Genomic DNA, 16,743 nt, shown 5'->3' with positions numbered 1-16,743 from the left:
ACGAGGAGAAGAAGACGATGCAAGCACACGCCGCTGCTGCCGACGCCGGCCGCGCCGACGGACCCGCCAGCGAGTTCCTGACCTTCCGCCTGGGGGCGGAGAGCTACGGCATCGAGATCCTCAAGGTGCAGGAAATCCGCGGGTATGAAACGCCCACGTCGATCGCCAACGCGCCCGCGTTCATCAAGGGCGTGATCAACCTGCGCGGCGTGATCGTCCCCATCCTGGACCTGCGCATCAAGTTCCGCCTGAGCGAGGCGCGCTACGACGACTTCACCGTCGTGATCATCCTGAACATCGCCGGCCGCGTGGTCGGCGTGGTGGTGGACTCGGTCTCCGACGTGCTGACGCTCGCCGCCGGCGCGATCCGGCCGACGCCGGAGTTCGCCTCGGCCACCTTCGACACCAAGTACATCACGGGCCTGGGCACGGTGGAGGAGCAGATGATCATCCTGCTCGACATCGAGAAGCTCATGACCGGCGCCGACATGGCGCTGGTGGACGGCGCGGTCCACTGAGCGGCGCGTGCCTCGGGCCATGGCTTCGGGCAATCCTCAAGGCGCCACGGAACCCGCGCAGGCGAGCGAGGTCGACCGCGCGGCGCTGGGCTTCTTCCGCCGCTCCACGATCCGCGTCCGCCTGACGGCGGGCTTCCTCTCCGCGGCGGTGATCATGGGCCTGCTGGGCGTGCTGGGCGCCTGGCAGCTGCAGCAGCTGTCCGACTTCGCGGCCACGGGGCCGCGCCCCGGGGACCTGGAGGCCGCCACCCGTTCCGCGCAGATCGTCGTGCTGGGCATCGCCTTCGGCGCGGTGTCCACGCTGTTCACCGTCTGCTATCCGCTGGTGGTGGCGATCGTGAAGCCGATCCGCGTGGCGGCGCGCATCGCGACCAAGGTGGCCGCGGGCGACCTCACGGTGCAGGTGCGCACCGGCGGCACCGACGAGGCGGCGCAGCTGATGCAGGCGCTGGCCGACATGACCAACAACCTGCGCGGCATCCTCGGCCACGTGGTGCAGGGCGCGCACGCGGTGGCGGACACCAGCGGGCGCATCCTGCAGGGCAGCCTGGACCTGTCGCAGCGCACCGAGGAGCAGGCGACCACGCTGGAGGAGACGGCCAGCTCGATGGAGCAGCTCACGACGACCGTGGCGCAGAACGCCGAACACGCGCGGCAGGCGAGCCAGCTGGCGCTGGACGCCTCGGGCGTGGCGCGCCGCGGCGGCGAGGCCGTCGACCAGGTGGTGCGCACCATGGACGAGATCTCCGACGCCTCGCGCAAGATCACCGAGATCATCGGCGTGATCGACGGCATCGCGTTCCAGACCAACATCCTGGCGCTGAACGCCGCCGTGGAAGCCGCGCGCGCCGGCGAGCAGGGCCGCGGCTTCGCCGTGGTGGCGGCCGAAGTGCGCAGCCTCGCGCAGCGCAGCGCGCAGGCGGCCCGGGAGATCAAGGGGCTGATCGCCGCCTCGGCTGAAAAGGTCAACGCCGGCTCCGCCATGGTGGATGCGGCCGGCCACACGATGGTCGAAGTGGTGCTGTCCGTGGAGAAAGTGAGCGCCCTGATCGCGGAGATCGCGCAGGCCAGCCAGGAGCAGAGCGCCGGCATCGGCCAGGTGAACACGGCCATCGCGCAGATGGACCGCGTGGTGGAGCGCAACGCCTCCATGGTGGAGGACGCCACGCAGGCGACCGAGGCCATGAACGTCCAGGCCGAGACGCTGCTGCAGCTGTCGCGCCGCTTCCGCCTAGAGGCGGAGGCCGCGCCGGCGGCGCCGGCCCCCGCCGCGGACCCGCAGCCCGGCGCACTTCTCCTGAGGCATTCCGCTTAGGCGACGAGCGGACGCCGGACCGTCCCCGGCGGTGTTGTTTCGGCTTGCCCCGCATCAGATACTTCTTGAAACACTTGTCACAAGGAGAAGGCGATGGGGACCACGGCCAGCCACCTGGAGCAGCAGCAGGCGCAACCCGCACGCGGGCTGCGGCGCCGCCTCGCGGCCTTCATCAGCATGCTGCTGCTGGCGATCAGCCTGCCCTCCGGCGCCGTCGCGCCGGTGGAGCGCGAATACGCCGAGGCGGTGCAGACCTTCCGCGCCGGCCGCACGGCCGAAGCCTTCGGCCGCTTCATGGAGATGGCCAACCGCGGCGACGTCGACGCGGCCCGCATCGCGCTGTTCCTGCACTCCTACGGCGCCGTGCTGTTCAACAAGCAGTGGGAGGCCGATCCCCGCGACGTGGCCTACTGGAACACGCTGATCCGCAACAGCGGCACCTCGGCGCGGCCCGCGCCCGAGTTCCAGCCCACCGTGCTGGTGCCGAGCAAGTCCAGGACGCGCACGGCGGCCGCGAAACCGCGCGCGCCGTCGCCGGTCACGCACGTGGCCGCGGACTGAAGCCGCCACGCTGTGTACGAAACGCGACAGCGCCGGCGTCCGAGTGGCAGCGTGGAAACGATGAACGGACGCAAACCCGCGCGAGCGGCCGCATCCGTGCGAAAACTGCGCGTGCGAGGCCCTGTTACGGCCGCTAACGATTGCAACACGCAGCACCCGATGGCATTCTCGACAGGGAGCCAGCGTGGCGCGAGCGGGTCGAACGACCCCGTCATTTCGCCCGCGAGGGCAGGGCGCCGGCCCATCCGGCTTCGTTGAGAGCACTGAGGAAGAGTGAGATGAAGACCAAACTGATTGCGGCCGTCCTGCTCGGCGCCGTCGTGGGGACCACCGCTTTCGCGGCGGAGCGCGTGACGGCCCAGGAAGCCGAAGCCATGGTGAGGAAGGGCGTCGCCTACATCAAGGCGAACCCGCGCGAGAAGGCCATGGCCGACATCAGCGACAAGCACGGCCAGTTCGTCGACCGCGAGCTGTACCTGACCGTCTACACGCTGGACGGCACGGCCCGCGCGCACGGCGCCAACATCAAGTTCGTCGGCAAGAACATGATCGACCTGCGCGACGGCAACGGCAAGGAACACATCCGCGAGCGCATGGAAATGGCCAAGACCAAGTCCGCGTTCTGGCAGGACTTCACCTTCCTGAACCCGGTCAACAAGAAGATCGAGCCGAAGAAGATGTACTGCGAGAAGGTCCAGGACCTGGTGGTCTGCGGCGGCATCTACAGCCCGATGTAAGCCGCGGGGGGCGGGCCGCGCCCGCCCCGCCGCCGGCGCCTCCGCCCGCATGCGCGCCGGCGCCACCGGTTCCCCTCACAAGGCTAGCAGTCCATGAAAATCTGGCACAAGATCCTGATCGCCCCCGTCCTCGCCATCGTGTTCCTGCTCGGGTTCGGCGCGGTCGCCTACGGCGTGGTCACGCAGCAGAACCAGGCGCTGCAGGACCTCTCGGAAAAGCGCCTGGCCAGCGTGGTCGTTGCCAGCGACGCCGCCCAGGAATTCAGCGAGATCCACTCGAACGTCTACCGCCTTTTCACCTGGCTCGCCAACATGAGCGAGGACAAGGTGAAGGCCGCGATCGGCGTGCAGAAGGGCAAGATCGACAAGATCGTCGCCAGCCTGACGGCGTTCCGCAACCAGCCGCACGTGACGCCGCAGGGCCGCAAGCTGGTGGACTCCATGCTGCCCATGCTCGCCAAGTACCGCAAGCTGGCCGACGACGCCATCGACCTCGGCACGATCGACGTGGCGATGGGCGCCATGGCCATGCAGGCCGCCGACATCCAGTTCCAGTCGAGCGTCAAGGACCTCGACGAGCTCGTGCAGATGCAGAAGAAGCTGGCGAAGGAGAGCTACGACGCCGCCGCCTCCGCCTCGCGCCGAGCGATCATCCTGCTGTCGGCGCTGCTGCTCGCCGCCGCCGTCACCGCCACGCTGGCGGCCCTGATGATGAGCCGCCGCATCGTGCGGCCGCTGCACGCGGCCATCCGCGCGGCGGAGCAGATCGCCCGCGGCGACCTGGCGACCCGCGTGGAAGTGCGCGGCAGCGACGAGACCGCCGACCTGCTGCGCGCCCTCTCGGAAATGGGACACAACCTGCGCCAGCTGGTCGGCGAGGTCGCCGGCGGCGCCCACATGGTGGCCGACACCAGCGCGCAGATCGCCCAGGGCAACCAGGACCTTTCGCAGCGCACCGAGGAACAGGCGAGCACGCTGGAGGAGACCGCCAGCTCGATGGAGGAACTGACCTCCACCGTCTCGCTCAACGCGCAGAACGCGCGCCAGGCCAGCCAGCTGGCGATGGGCGCGTCCGAAGTCGCGCGCAAGGGCGGCCAGGTGGTCGGCCAGGTGGTCAGCACCATGGCCGGCATCTCGGACTCCTCGCGCAAGATCGGCGACATCATCGGCGTGATCGACGGCATCGCCTTCCAGACCAACATCCTGGCGCTGAACGCCGCGGTGGAAGCCGCGCGCGCCGGCGAGCAGGGCCGTGGCTTCGCCGTCGTGGCGGCCGAAGTGCGCAACCTGGCGCAGCGCAGCGCCGCGGCGGCCAAGGAGATCAAGTCGCTGATCGGCGAGTCCGTGGACAAGGTGGACACCGGCGCGAAGCTGGTGGACGCGGCCGGCAAGACGATGGAGGAGATCGTCGCGTCGGTGAAGAAGGTGAGCGACCTGATCGCGGAGATCGCGGCGGCCAGCGAGGAGCAGGACGCCGGCATCCAGCAGGTCAACACCGCGGTCACGCAGATGGACCAGGTGGTGCAGCAGAACGCCTCGCTCGTCGAGGAGGCCGCCGCCGCGACCGAGTCCATGAAGTCGCAGGCCGGCGCGCTGCTGCAGATGGTGTCGCGCTTCAACCTGGGCGACGCGCAGCCGGCGTTCGCGCCGCTGCAGCCGGCCGCGCCGCGCGCCGCCGCGGCCGAGCCGCCGGCGCCGCAGCCGATCACCGTCAAGGCGGAACCCAAGCTGCCCCCGCTCCGCAAGGACGTGCTGGCCGCGCCCATCGCGAAGCAGGCGTCCAACGGGGAGTGGCAGGAGTTCTGATCCCGCCGCCCCATCGTGAACGAGCCATCCCTTCCCGTTCCCCTCGCGCCGGCCGCCGTCCCGGCGCGGCGCCTGGCCGACCCCAAGGCGCGCAGCTTCTTCCGCCGCGCCACGATCCAGACGCGGTTGACGGTGGCCTTCTGGGCGCTCGGGGGCATGAGCCTGCTGGGCACGCTGATGGCCATCTGGCAGCTGTACGGCATGGAGGAGCAGCTGCAGCACGACCTGCGCGCCGCCCGCCTGGCGGGTGAACTGCACGCCGCCGCTGCCGCCAACACGGCGCGGGCCCTGGCGCTGGCGCGCGCCACCGATCCCGCCGTGCCGCAGCAGCTGATGCCCGCGTTCCGGGAGACCGAACAGCGCCTGGACCGGCTGCAGCGCGAGCTTGCCACCGAGGTGCGATCCGACGCCGGCCAGGCGCTGGTGCGCCAGGCCGGCCAGCAGCGGGACGCCTACCGTCAGGCCTGGGAAGCGGCGTTCCGGAGCCGGCTGGCCGCGACCGCGCTGCCGACCCCGGCCGTCGAGGCGCTGGGCCCGGCGCTGCACGCCTACGGCGAGGCCACGCGCGCGCTGCTCGCCTACCAGGGCGGCGAAGGCGAGGGCGCGGTGCAGCTGGAAGGCCGCGCCCGCCGCGCCAGCCTCGAGCTGCTGGCGCTGTTCGCGGTGCTGACGCTGCTCACCGTGCCCGTCGTGGTGGCGCTGTTCGTGCACATCCTGCGGCCGATGTACGTCGCCGTGCGGATCGCCCGCAAGGTCGCCGACGGCGACCTGACCGTGAAGGTGCGCACCGGCGGCGGCGACGAGATGGCGCGGCTGATGCTGGCGCTGGACGACATGACGGAGAGCCTGCGGCGCATCGTCGGCGGCGTGGTGCACAGCGCCGGCGCCGTGGCGCAGGCCGGCGTCGAGGTGCGCCAGGGGCAGGTGGAGCTGGCGCAGCGGACCGAGACGCAGGCCAGCACGCTGGAGGAGACGGCCAGCTCCATGGAGGAACTCACGGCCACCGTGTCGCAGAACGCCGACGCGGCGCGCGAGGCGAGCCAGCTCGCGCGCGGCGCGGCGACGGTGGCGCAGGAGGGCGGCGCGGTGGTGGACGAGGTGGTGCGGTCCATGGCCGGCATCTCGGATTCGTCCCGCAGGATCGGCGACATCATCGGCGTGATCGACGGCATCGCGTTCCAGACCAACATCCTGGCGCTGAACGCCGCGGTGGAAGCCGCGCGGGCCGGCGAACAGGGCCGCGGCTTCGCCGTCGTGGCCGCCGAGGTGCGCAACCTCGCGCAGCGCAGCGCCGCCGCCGCGCGCGAGATCAAGGCGCTGATCGGCGAGTCCGTCGGCAAGGTGGAGACCGGCGCGAAGCTGGTGGACACCGCGGGCCGCAAGATGGAGGAGATCGTCGCCTCGGTCGGCAAGGTGAACGAGCTGATCGCCGGCATCGCCGCGGCGAGCGAGCAGCAGCGCTCGGGCATCGAGCAGGTGAACGCCGCGATCGGCCAGATGGACCAGGTCGTGCAGCAGAACGCCGCGCTGGTGGACCAGACGACGCAGGCGACCGAGGCGCTGCACCGGCACTCCGCCTCGCTCCTGCAGACGGTGGCGCAGTTCCGCCTGGAGGACGCCGGCCATCCGCGCCTGGAGCGGGGCGAATGAGCAGCGTCTTCGCCGACCTGGAGTTCGCCGGCGCCGCCTCGCTGCTGGGCGACGCGGAGTTCGCCACGGTGCGCCGCCTGATCGCCGACTACGCCGGCATCAAGCTGAGCACGCAGAAGCGCAACATGGTCTACAACCGCCTGCTGCGGCGGCTGCGCGCGCGCGGCCTCTCCAGTTTCGGCGACTACCTGGAACTGGTGCAGCGCGAAGGCTCGGACGAGCGCGAGGCCTTCGTGAACGCGCTCACCACCAACCTGACCGCCTTCTTCCGCGAGCCGCACCACTTCGAGCTGCTGGCCGAGCGCGCGAGCCAGCGCGCGCGGGGCCGCGGCGCCCCGCTGCGCTGCTGGAGCAGCGCCTGCTCCACCGGCGAGGAGGCCTGGTCCATCGCGATGGTGCTGCGCGAGGCCGAGTGCCACGGCGAGGTGCTGGGCACCGACATCGACACCGAGGTGCTGAACACGGCGCAGAACGGCGTGTACCGCCTCGAGCGCGCCGCGACGCTGCCCACCGAGCGGCTGCGGCGCCACTTCCTGCGCGGCACCGGCCGCAACGAGGGCCTGGTGAGCGTGCGGCCCGAGCTGCGCGCGCTGGTGCGCTTCGGCCAGCTGAACCTGCAGTCGCCGGTGTGGCCGGCGCAGCAGCCCTTCGACGTGATCTTCTGCCGCAACGTGGTGATCTACTTCGACCGCGAGTCGCAGAAGAAGCTGCTGGCGCGCCTGGCCACCCTGCTGGTGCCCGGCGGGCTGCTGGTGGTGGGCCACTCGGAAAGCTTTCCCGCCGCGCACCCGGGCTTCCGCTCCTGCGGACGCACGGCGTACGAGCGCATCGGCGGATAGGAGCACGCTTGGCCGGAGAGTCCGTCCCGCAGCCGTACTTCGACCGGGACTTCCGGGCCCCGGCCGTGAAGATCCTCCCGGGCCAGTACCATGCGTCCCGCGACGGCGCGATCAGCACGGTGCTCGGTTCCTGCGTGTCCACCTGCCTGTGGGATCCCGTGGAGCGCATCGGCGGCATGAACCACTTCATGCTGCCGGGCGACGGCGGCAGCCGCGGCTCGCCCTGGGCCGCGTCGGCGCGCTTCGGTGTCTATGCGATGGAAGTGCTGATCAACGACATGATCCGGCTGGGGGCCGACCGCCGCCGGCTGGTGGCGAAGGTGTTCGGCGGCGCGCGGCTGCTGGCCGGCTTCGACCGGCTGGACGTCGGCGCCAAGAACAGCGAGTTCGTGCTGGAGTTCCTGCGCGTGGAAGGCATCCGCGTGCTCGCGAAGGACCTGCTGGACGTGTGCCCGCGCAAGGTGCACTTCTTCGTCGGCGACGGCAAGGTGCAGGTCAAGCGCCTGAGCCTGGCGCCGATCGAGCCGGTGCAGCAGCGCGAGCGCGAATACCTGCGCCGCCTGGCCGGCAAGGGCGGCGGCGACATCGAGATCTTCTCCCCGCCGCGATGATCCGCGTCCTGGTCGTCGACGATTCCGCGGTGATGCGCGCCTTCCTGGGGCGCGTGGTGGCCGCGCAGCCCGACATGGAGCTGCTGGGCGCCTCGCCCGACCCGCTGCTGGCCATCGACCGCATCCGCCGCAACCCGCCCGACGTGATCACGCTCGACGTCGAGATGCCGCGCATGAACGGCCTCGACTTCCTGCGCAACCTGATGGCGGTGCGGCCGCTGCCGGTGATCATGATCTCGTCGCTTACGCGCCAGGGCGCGGAGACGACGATGCGGGCGCTGGAGCTGGGCGCCGTGGATTTCTTCCCGAAGCCGGCGAGCTTCGACGGGCTGGAGGCGACGGCGCAGGAGATCGCGGAGAAGATCCGCGCGGCGGCCAGCGCGCGCATCGTGCGGCGGCGTCCGGCGGCCGCGCCCGTCGCGCCGGCGGCGCGCAAGGCCGCGGTGCCGCCGGGGCCGCCGCCCGCCGTGGCCGCCGGCGTGCCGCAGCGCGTGATCGGCATCGGCGCCTCCACCGGCGGCGTCGAGGCGCTGCGCGACGTGCTGGCGCCGCTGCCGCCGCACATGCCGCCGATCCTGATCGCGCAGCACATGCCGCCCGGCTTCACCGAGACGTTCGCGCGGCGCCTGGACACGCTGTGCCAGCTGCACGTGAAGCAGGCCGAGGACAACGAGGCGGTGCGCGCCGGTGTCGCCTACATCGCCCCCGGCGGGCGGCACCTGGTGCTCGCGCGCCGCGCCACGGGCTGGTGCCTGCGCGTCACCGAGGACCCGCCGGTGAACCGCCACCGGCCTTCGGTGGACACGCTGTTCCGCTCGATCGCGCGCATGGCCGGCGCGAACGCCATCGGCGTGATGCTCACCGGCATGGGAGGCGACGGCGCCGAGGCGATGCTGGAGATGCAGCAGGGCGGCGCGTACACCATCGCGCAGGACGAGGCGAGCTGCGTCGTCTTCGGCATGCCGCGCCAGGCGATCGCCGCGGGCGGCGTGCGCGAGGTCGCTTCGCTGGCGGACATCCCCGCGCGGCTGGAAGCGCTCGTGTCCGCCTGAACTCCCCCATTCGAACGATCTCCGGCTGCCCGTCCGCGCGTTGAACACGCGTGGCTTCCTCCCCGGCCCGCACCAGCGCCATCGCCCCGGTCCTCGGGGGCGTGGTGCTGGGAGCGGCCGCCCAGCTGCAGCAGCCGGACCTGTGGCCGCTCGCGGCGTACGTGACGGGCGCATGCGGCGCGGCCTTGCTGCTCGTCTTCCTGCTGGGCCGGAGCGCCAACCGCCTGCGCGCGTCCGCGCTCCTGCTCGCCGCCGCCACCCTCTCCGCCTCGCTGGCCGGCGGGCGCGCCTCGGCCTATCTCGCGCACGGGCTCGATCCCGCGCTCGAAGGCCGCGACCTCGTCGTGACCGGCATCGTCGCCGCGCTGCCGCACCGCAACGAGGCCGGCCTGCGCTTCCGCTTCGACACCGAGTCGGCGCGCCTCGGAGCGCGCGAGGTCGCCCTGCCGCCGCGCCTGCTGCTCGGCTGGTACGGCGCCGCCGATGCCGAAGGCGCGATGGACCCGCAGCGCCAGCTGCCGGAGCTGCGCCCGGGCGAGCGCTGGCGCTTCGCGCTGCGGCCCAAGGCCCCGCACGGCAACGTCAACCCGCACGGCTTCGACTACGAGCTGTGGCTGTGGGAGCAGGGCGTGCAGGCCACGGGCTCCGTGCGCACGGGCGCGCGCGACCCGCCGCCGCAACGCCTGGCGTCGACCTGGCTGCACCCCGTGGAACAGGCGCGGCAGCGGGTGCACGAGGCGATCTTCGCCCGCGTGCCGGATGCACGCCTCGCCGGCGTGCTCGCGGCCCTCGTGGTCGGCGACCAGGGCGCGATCGAGCGGGCCGACTGGGACGTCTTCCGTGCGACCGGCGTGGCCCACCTCATGTCGATCTCGGGCCTGCACGTGACCATGTTCGCCTGGGCCGCGGGCGTGCTCGTGGGCTGGGGCTGGCGGCGCAGCACCCGCCTGTGCCTGGCCTGGCCGGCGCAGCACGCCGGGCTGGCGGGCGGCGTGCTGCTGGCGGCCGGCTACGCCCTGTTCAGCGGCTGGGGCGTGCCGGCGCAGCGCACGGTGCTGATGCTGGCCGCGGTGGCCTGGTTGCGGCTGCGGGGCCGCGAATGGCCCTGGCCCTGGGTCTGGCTGCTCGCCTGCGCCCTGGTCGTGGCGCTGGATCCCTGGGCGCTCGCGCAGGCGGGCTTCTGGCTCAGCTTCGTCGCGGTGGGCGTGCTGTTCGCGAGCGGTTCGGCGCGCGCGGACGCGGACGCAACGGCGGCTCCGGCGCCTGCGCGGCGCGTGCTGCGCGCGGGTGCCGCGCTCGTGCGCGAGCAGGCGGTCGTGACGCTGGCCCTCACGCCCTTGTCGCTGCTGCTGTTCGGGCAGGTCTCGCTGGTGGGCCTCGGCGCCAACCTGCTGGCCATCCCCTGGGTGACGCTGCTCGTGACGCCCCTCGGCCTCGCCGGCGTGCTGTTGCCCGCACTGTGGACAGTCGCCGCGGCCGCCGTGGACCTGCTCGCGGCCGTCTTGCAGTGGCTGGCGCAACTGCCCTTGGCCACCTGGTCCGCACCGGCGCCACCCTTGTGGGCGGCGGCCGCGGGACTCGCAGGCGGGCTGTTGCTGGCCACCCGGCTGCCGCCGGCGCTGCGGCTGCTGGGGGTTCCCTTGCTGCTGCCCGTCCTGCTCTGGCAGGCGCCGCGGCCGCCGCCCGGTGAGTTCGAGCTGCTCGCGGCCGACGTGGGGCAGGGCAACGCGGTGCTGGTGCGCACGGCGGCGCACACGCTGGTGTACGACGCCGGGCCGGCCTACAGCCGCGAAACCGATGCGGGCCAGCGCGTGCTGGTGCCGCTGCTGCGCGCGCTGGGCGAACAGGTGGACACCGTCGTGCTCAGCCACCGCGACAGCGACCACACCGGCGGCGCCGCCGCCGTGCTGCGCATGCAGCCGCAGGCGCGCCTCCTCAGCTCGCTGGAAGCGAGCCACCCGCTGCAGGCGCTGCGGCCCTCGCGGCGCTGCGAGGCCGGCCAGCAATGGAGCTGGGACGGCGTGCGCTTCGAGGTTCTGCATCCGGCGGCCGCCGACTACGCGACGGCCGCCAGGCCGAACGCGCTCAGCTGCGTCCTGCGCGTGGGCAACGGGCGCGCACAAGTCCTGCTGGCCGGCGACATCGAGAAGCCGCAGGAGCTGGCGCTCGCCGCCGGCGCCCGGCCGCTGCGGGCGGACGTGCTGCTGGTGCCGCACCACGGCAGCCGCACTTCGTCCAGCGACGCCTTCCTCGACGCGGTGCGGCCGGTGCTGGCCGTGGCGCAGGCGGGCTACCGCAACCGGTTCGGCCATCCGGCGCCGGAGGTGGTGGCGCGCTATGCCGCGCACGGCATCGCGCTGCGCGCCTCGCCCGCCTGCGGCGCGCTCACCTGGCGTTCAGCCGCGCCGGCGCGAACGCGCTGCGAACGCGCGGCGGAACCCCGCTACTGGCGCCACCTTGCTATCCTCTCTGCTCCGCTCCCGCAGCCACCATGACCCAGTTCGACGAGATGTTCGCCCAGCCCGCCGGCCCCGCGCCGATGCCATGGCAGGCACAGCTGGAGGGGGTGCGCGAACACTACCGGACCTACGCGGGTTGGCTGGCCCGCCAGACGCAGGAGAGCCTGCGCGCCCGGCGCGAGGAAGCCGAGGTGATCTTCCGGCGCGTGGGCATCACCTTCGCCGTGTACGGCGCCAAGGACGAGGACGGCGCCGGCACCGAGCGGCTGATCCCGTTCGACCTGCTCCCGCGCATCATCCCCGCGGCCGAATGGCGGCGCATGGAACAGGGCCTGGTGCAGCGCGTGACGGCGCTCAACCGTTTCCTGCACGACGTCTACCACGAGCAGGAGATCGTCAAGGCCGGCGTCATCCCGCTCGAGCAGGTGACCGGCAACCCGCAGTTCCGCCGCGAGATGGTGGGCGTGAACGTCCCGAACGACACGTATGCGCACGTCTCGGGGGTCGACATCGTCCGCGCGGCCGACGGCGCCGGCGGGGCCGAGACCTACGTGCTGGAGGACAACCTGCGCGTGCCCAGCGGCGTCAGCTACATGCTGGAAGACCGCAAGATGATGATGCGGCTGTTCCCCGACCTGTTCAGCGCCTACCAGGTCGCGCCGGTGATGCACTACCCGGACCTGCTGCTGGAGACGCTGCGCGCCTCCGCGCCGTCCACCACCGACGACCCGACGGTCGTGGTGCTCACGCCGGGCATGTACAACAGCGCCTACTTCGAGCACGCCTTCCTCGCGCAGCAGATGGGCGTGGAACTGGTCGAGGGGCAGGACCTCTTCGTGCGCGACAGCTTCGTCTACATGCGCACCACCCGCGGCCCGCGCCGCGTCGACGTGATCTACCGGCGGGTGGATGACGACTTCCTGGACCCGCTCGCCTTCCGGCCGAACTCCACGCTGGGCTGCGCCGGCCTGCTGTCCGCCTACCGCGCCGGCAACGTGGCGCTGTGCAACGCCATCGGCACCGGCGTCGCCGACGACAAGTCGATGTACCCCTACGTGCCGAAGATGATCGAGTTCTACCTGGGCGAGAAGCCGATCCTCGCGAACGTGCCCACCTGGTCCTGCCGCAAGCCCGAGGACCTGGAGTACGTCCTGGCGCACCTGGAGGAGCTGGTGGTCAAGGAGGTGCACGGCGCCGGGGGCTACGGCATGCTGGTCGGCCCGGCGGCCTCGCGCGAGGAGCTCGCGCAGTTCCGCGCCGCGCTGCGGGCCGAGCCCGGACGCTACGTCGCGCAGCCGACGCTCGCGCTCTCCAGCTGCCCGACCTTCGTGGAGCAGGGCATCGCGCCGCGCCACATCGACCTGCGTCCCTTCGTGCTGTCGGGCCGAGAGGTGCAGATGGTGCCGGGGGGCCTCACGCGGGTCGCGCTGAAGGAGGGCTCGCTGGTCGTCAACTCGTCCCAAGGCGGCGGCACCAAGGACACCTGGATCCTGGAAGTCTGAACATGCTCTCGCGCACCGCCGACCACCTGTTCTGGATGGCCCGCTACACCGAGCGGGCCGAGAACACGGCGCGCATGCTGGACGTGAACTACCAGACTTCGCTGCTGCCGCAGTCGGCGGCCGTGTCGCGGGTGGGCTGGCAGGGGATGCTGACCATCAGCGAGCTGATGCCGGCCTACCAGGCGAGGCACAGCGAGCTGGACCCGCATCGGGTGATGCAGTTCATGGTGAAGGACGAGGGCAACTCGTCGTCGATCCTATCCTGCCTGCGGGCCGCGCGCGAGAACGCGCGGGCGGTGCGGGGCTCGCTCACCACCGAGGTCTGGGAGACGCAGAACCAGACCTGGCTGGAGCTCAACCGCAAGCTGCGCTCCGGCGACTTCGAGCGCGACCCCAGCCAGTTCTTCGAGTGGGTGAAATACCGTTCGCACCTGTCCCGCGGGGTCACGGTCGGCACCATGCTGATGGACGAGGCGCTGCACTTCATGCGCCTGGGCACCTTCCTGGAACGCGCCGACAACACGGCGCGGCTGCTGGACGTGAAGTTCCACGCGGTGCAGAGCGACTTCTTCGGGGCCGCGAGCGCCAAGGACCAGGAATACGACTTCTACCACTGGAGCGCGATCCTGCGCAGCGTCTCCGGGTTCGAGATCTACCGCAAGGTGTACCGCGACGTGATCCGCCCCGAGCGCGTGGCCGACCTGCTGATCCTGCGCCCCGACATGCCGCGCTCGCTGCACGCGAGCCTGAACGAGGTGGTATCCAACCTCACGATGCTCGCCAACGACCAGTCGGCCGAGACGCTGCGGCGGGCCGGACGGCTGCGCGCCGAGCTGCAGTACGGCGACATCGACGAGATCCTGACCAACGGGCTGCACGCCTTCCTCACGAAGTTCCTGGACCGCGTGAACGAGCTGGGCGTGCGCATCAGCCGCGACTTCCTGATCCCTGCCTGATGGCCCAGGCGCCCGGGCCCGCGCAGGCGCTGCTGCTGGCGGGCGCGCGCCAGGAGCAGGCGGGGGACATCGCCGCGGCGGCCGCTTCCTACCGCGCCGCGCTCGCCCTCGATCCCCACCTGCTGGCCGCGCACGTCGACCTGGCCGGCGTGCTGTGGCGGCTGTCGGACTTCGAGGGCACGCTCGCCCACGCCCGGCAGGCCGTCGCGCTGGCGCCGGACCATCCCTACGCGCAGCGCATCCTCGGTACCGCCTTCCTGCAGACCAACGCGCTCGCGCAGGCCGAGCATCACCTGCGGCGTGCGCTCGCGCTCGCCCCGGCCTTCGCGCCGGCGCAACTGGACCTCGCCTTGACGCTGCTGCTGGCCGGCCGCCTGGAGGAGGGCTGGCCGGTGTACGCGCAACGCTGGAACGACGGCCGCCATCCGCGCCCCGCGTTCTTCCACCCCGCGCGCGAGTGGCCGGGCCCGCGCGTGCCGCTGCAGGGCAAGACGCTCGCGGTTTACGGCGAGCAGGGCCGCGGCGACGTGCTCCAGGCGCTGCGCTACCTGCCGCAACTGCAGGCGCTCGGCGCGCGGGTCGCGTGCGTAATAGCGCCGGAACTCGCGCCGCTGGTGGAAGCGAGCTTCCCGCAAGTGGCGTGCCTGAGGCCAGGGCAGTCGCTGCAGGCAGACCTGCACGCCGCGGCCATGGACCTGCCGGCGCGTCTCGGCACCACGCTGGCGAACATCCCCTCCCGCGTTCCCTACCTGCGCGCGCCCGAACCGGCGCGTCACGCCTGGCGCGAGCGCCTGGGCGCGCCCGATGGCCGCCTGCGCGTCGGCTTCGCCTGGTGCGGCTCGCACGGGCAGGTGAACAACCGCAACCGGGCGATGCCGCTGTCGCTGCTCGCGCCGCTCGCGCGCCTGCCCGGCGTGCAGGGCTTCAGCCTGCAGAAGGCCGACGCCGGACCGTGGAGCGACGTCCCACCGCACGACGGCGGTCTGGCCGACTTCACGGCCGACTGGCACGACTTTGGCGACAGCGCCGCCCTGGTCGAACAACTGGACCTCGTCATCACCGTCGACACGGCGATCGCGCATCTCGCCGGCGGCCTGGGCAAGCCGGTCTGGATCCTGCTGCCGCCCAACCCGGACTGGCGCTGGCTGCTCGATCGCGACGACTCGCCGTGGTATCCGACGGCGCGCCTGTTCCGGCGCGGGTTCGGGGAAGACAGGGCGGCGCAGGTCGCGCGCGTGCGCCAGGCGCTCGCGGCGCTCACGAACACAACCAGCTGATCGCGGCCTTTTCCTCGTCGAACACGCGCACGTTGCCGCCATTGCGCCGCGCCGCCTTCTCGCTCACGCGGGTGACGCGCTCCGGCGGGACGAGCGAAGCGATGCGGTCCATGTGCGAGAGGCTCGCCGCCGCCTCCTCGCCGATGCGGAACTGCTCCGGGCGCGTGAACTGCGAGGCCACGCCACGCAGGTCCACCAGCACCTTGGCTTCGGGCCACGATTCGCTCTCCACGCCCAGCAGGTGGATCATCGACAGCAGCTGGCCGATGGCGGGGTGGCCGGTCACCGTCACGCGGACGTACGGGCCCGTCCGGTCGATCGCGAGATCGAATTCCATGGCATCCCCAATTTGCCAGAGGGTCGGGGGTGGTGGTGAGTCGGATGTCACAGGGGTGGGGGGCTGTTACGGAAGTAACACGTGGTGGGAGAGCAAAGGGTGCCTTCGGCTTGCGTCCTGGTCATCGGAGAGGTGCCCTCCGACCGGCCCGGGGCGGGGCTGCCCGTCCCTGCGAATGTCCCCCGTCGCTGCCTACGCCTGCGGCTCGGCGGCTACCTCCTCCTTGATTTCGCTGGGACGGGCAGCCCCGCCCCGGGCCTTGACGGAGTGGCGCGCTGCCGCCCCTCACCCCGACCCTCTCCCCAGAGGGGAGAGGGAGGAAAAACCAGAGTGGCACTCGGGAAGCGCCGGGGTGAGGCGGTCCGACTGGGCGAAATCAAGGAGGAGGGAGCGGACCGAGCCGCAGGCGTAGGTCCGCGCCGGGGGACATTCGCCAAGGCGGATCGCCTCACCCCGGTGCGAGGCCGAAGGCACCTCTCGGCACGTCCGGCCCCGCGACGAAGACACAACCCGAACTAAAGACCTGCCACGGACCGCTGCAGATTCGCGCGCGCCCGCTCCTCCAGCGCGTCGTGGAAAGCCTGCGTCGCATACAGGCGTTCCCGCGCGAGGAAGCCCGCAAGGATGCGCGCGCGTCCGGCACGGAAGACGGCGTCCGGCACGTGCGCGTACTCGGCGCGCACCTGCCGCTCGTATTCCGCGAAGCGCGCCGGCGCCGCGCCGAGGATGGCCAGGTCGATGTCCAGCAGCAACTGCGTGTCCGGGTCGCCGTCCGAAGCTTCGTGCATGCGCGTGGCCATCACGAGGTCGTGCACGCGCCGCGCGACGGCCTCTTCGCAGCCCGCCGCCAGCACGCTGGCGCGCGCCCACGCGGCGCTGCGCTCCTCGTTGTCGGTGCGCTGCGGGTCGTACACGGCGTCGTGGAACCAGAGGGCCAGTTCCACTTCCGCCGGCCGGCGCGCCAGCGAGGCCGCGGCGTCCCAGTGGGCCAGGCATTCGCGCAGGTGCTGCAGCGTGTGGTAGTGCCGGTGCGGTTCGCTGTAGGCGGCGACCAGCTGGTTCATGAGCCCGCCGTTGACCTCGCGCGCGCCCAGCTCGCCCCACATGCGCTGCCAGGAAGAAA

At 72.1% G+C, this 16,743-nt stretch carries 15 protein-coding genes; 13 read left to right on the top strand and 2 right to left on the bottom strand.

The window, feature by feature from the left end:
• Positions 1-17: 17 nt before the first annotated feature.
• The 13 genes from ACY0MJ_RS08190 to ACY0MJ_RS08130 all read left to right on the top strand — a co-directional run bounded on the left by ACY0MJ_RS08190 (position 18) and on the right by ACY0MJ_RS08130 (position 15,283).
• A complete protein-coding gene (locus ACY0MJ_RS08190) occupies positions 18-518 on the top strand; it encodes a chemotaxis protein CheW (protein WP_462638181.1) in 501 nt (166 codons plus the stop codon).
• Positions 519-537: 19 nt separating this feature from the next.
• A complete protein-coding gene (locus ACY0MJ_RS08185; RefSeq protein ID WP_462637871.1) occupies positions 538-1,833 on the top strand; it encodes a methyl-accepting chemotaxis protein in 1,296 nt (431 codons plus the stop codon).
• A 93-nt stretch (positions 1,834-1,926) separates the two neighbouring features.
• Positions 1,927-2,394: a hypothetical protein gene (locus tag ACY0MJ_RS08180; protein WP_462637870.1), complete on the top strand. Its 468-nt coding sequence runs from the start codon at positions 1,927-1,929 to the stop codon at positions 2,392-2,394.
• Between the two features lie 278 nt (positions 2,395-2,672).
• Positions 2,673-3,131 (top strand): cache domain-containing protein, encoded by a 459-nt coding sequence (locus ACY0MJ_RS08175; RefSeq protein WP_462637869.1) that lies wholly within the window; start codon positions 2,673-2,675, stop codon positions 3,129-3,131.
• Between the two features lie 93 nt (positions 3,132-3,224).
• On the top strand, positions 3,225-4,937 hold the full coding sequence (locus tag ACY0MJ_RS08170) for a methyl-accepting chemotaxis protein (RefSeq protein ID WP_462637868.1): 1,713 nt from the start codon (positions 3,225-3,227) through the stop codon (positions 4,935-4,937).
• A gap of 15 nt (positions 4,938-4,952) precedes the next feature.
• Positions 4,953-6,587, top strand: coding sequence for a methyl-accepting chemotaxis protein (locus tag ACY0MJ_RS08165; RefSeq protein ID WP_462637867.1), 1,635 nt, complete (start codon positions 4,953-4,955; stop codon positions 6,585-6,587).
• Entirely contained in the window at positions 6,584-7,426 is an 843-nt protein-coding gene (locus ACY0MJ_RS08160) for a CheR family methyltransferase (RefSeq protein WP_462637866.1), read from the top strand. The genes ACY0MJ_RS08165 and ACY0MJ_RS08160 overlap by 4 nt, the downstream gene beginning before the upstream one ends.
• An 8-nt stretch (positions 7,427-7,434) precedes the next feature.
• Positions 7,435-8,037: a chemoreceptor glutamine deamidase CheD gene (gene cheD, locus ACY0MJ_RS08155; protein WP_462637865.1), complete on the top strand. Its 603-nt coding sequence runs from the start codon at positions 7,435-7,437 to the stop codon at positions 8,035-8,037.
• Complete coding sequence (locus tag ACY0MJ_RS08150) at positions 8,034-9,089, top strand: protein-glutamate methylesterase/protein-glutamine glutaminase (protein WP_462637864.1); 1,056 nt, start codon at positions 8,034-8,036, stop codon at positions 9,087-9,089. The genes cheD and ACY0MJ_RS08150 overlap by 4 nt, the downstream gene beginning before the upstream one ends.
• Positions 9,090-9,139: 50 nt before the next feature.
• Entirely contained in the window at positions 9,140-11,584 is a 2,445-nt protein-coding gene (locus ACY0MJ_RS08145; protein ID WP_462637863.1) for a DNA internalization-related competence protein ComEC/Rec2, read from the top strand.
• Positions 11,581-13,050 (top strand): circularly permuted type 2 ATP-grasp protein, encoded by a 1,470-nt coding sequence (locus tag ACY0MJ_RS08140; RefSeq protein WP_462637862.1) that lies wholly within the window; start codon positions 11,581-11,583, stop codon positions 13,048-13,050. Before ACY0MJ_RS08145 ends, ACY0MJ_RS08140 begins: the two co-directional genes overlap by 4 nt.
• A 2-nt stretch (positions 13,051-13,052) precedes the next feature.
• Positions 13,053-14,006 (top strand): alpha-E domain-containing protein, encoded by a 954-nt coding sequence (locus ACY0MJ_RS08135; RefSeq protein ID WP_462637861.1) that lies wholly within the window; start codon positions 13,053-13,055, stop codon positions 14,004-14,006.
• Positions 14,006-15,283, top strand: a complete 1,278-nt coding sequence (locus tag ACY0MJ_RS08130; RefSeq protein ID WP_462637860.1) for a tetratricopeptide repeat protein — start codon at positions 14,006-14,008, stop codon at positions 15,281-15,283. Before ACY0MJ_RS08135 ends, ACY0MJ_RS08130 begins: the two co-directional genes overlap by 1 nt.
• On the opposite strand, the gene ACY0MJ_RS08125 is transcribed toward ACY0MJ_RS08130, so the two are convergent.
• Positions 15,264-15,620 (bottom strand): SpoIIAA family protein, encoded by a 357-nt coding sequence (locus ACY0MJ_RS08125; protein WP_462637859.1) that lies wholly within the window; start codon positions 15,618-15,620, stop codon positions 15,264-15,266. The two genes, ACY0MJ_RS08130 and ACY0MJ_RS08125, sit on opposite strands and share 20 nt — an antisense overlap.
• A 515-nt stretch (positions 15,621-16,135) precedes the next feature.
• Positions 16,136-16,726 carry an HD domain-containing protein gene (locus ACY0MJ_RS08120; RefSeq protein ID WP_462638180.1) on the bottom strand — a complete coding sequence of 197 codons (591 nt, stop codon included), beginning with the start codon at positions 16,724-16,726 and terminating at the stop codon, positions 16,136-16,138.
• Between the last annotated feature and the right edge of the window lie 17 nt (positions 16,727-16,743).

This window comes from Ramlibacter sp. bp-362, assembly GCF_054956735.1.
Note: the sequence above shows the minus strand (reverse complement) of the source record. Positions and strands in the feature narration are given on the sequence as shown.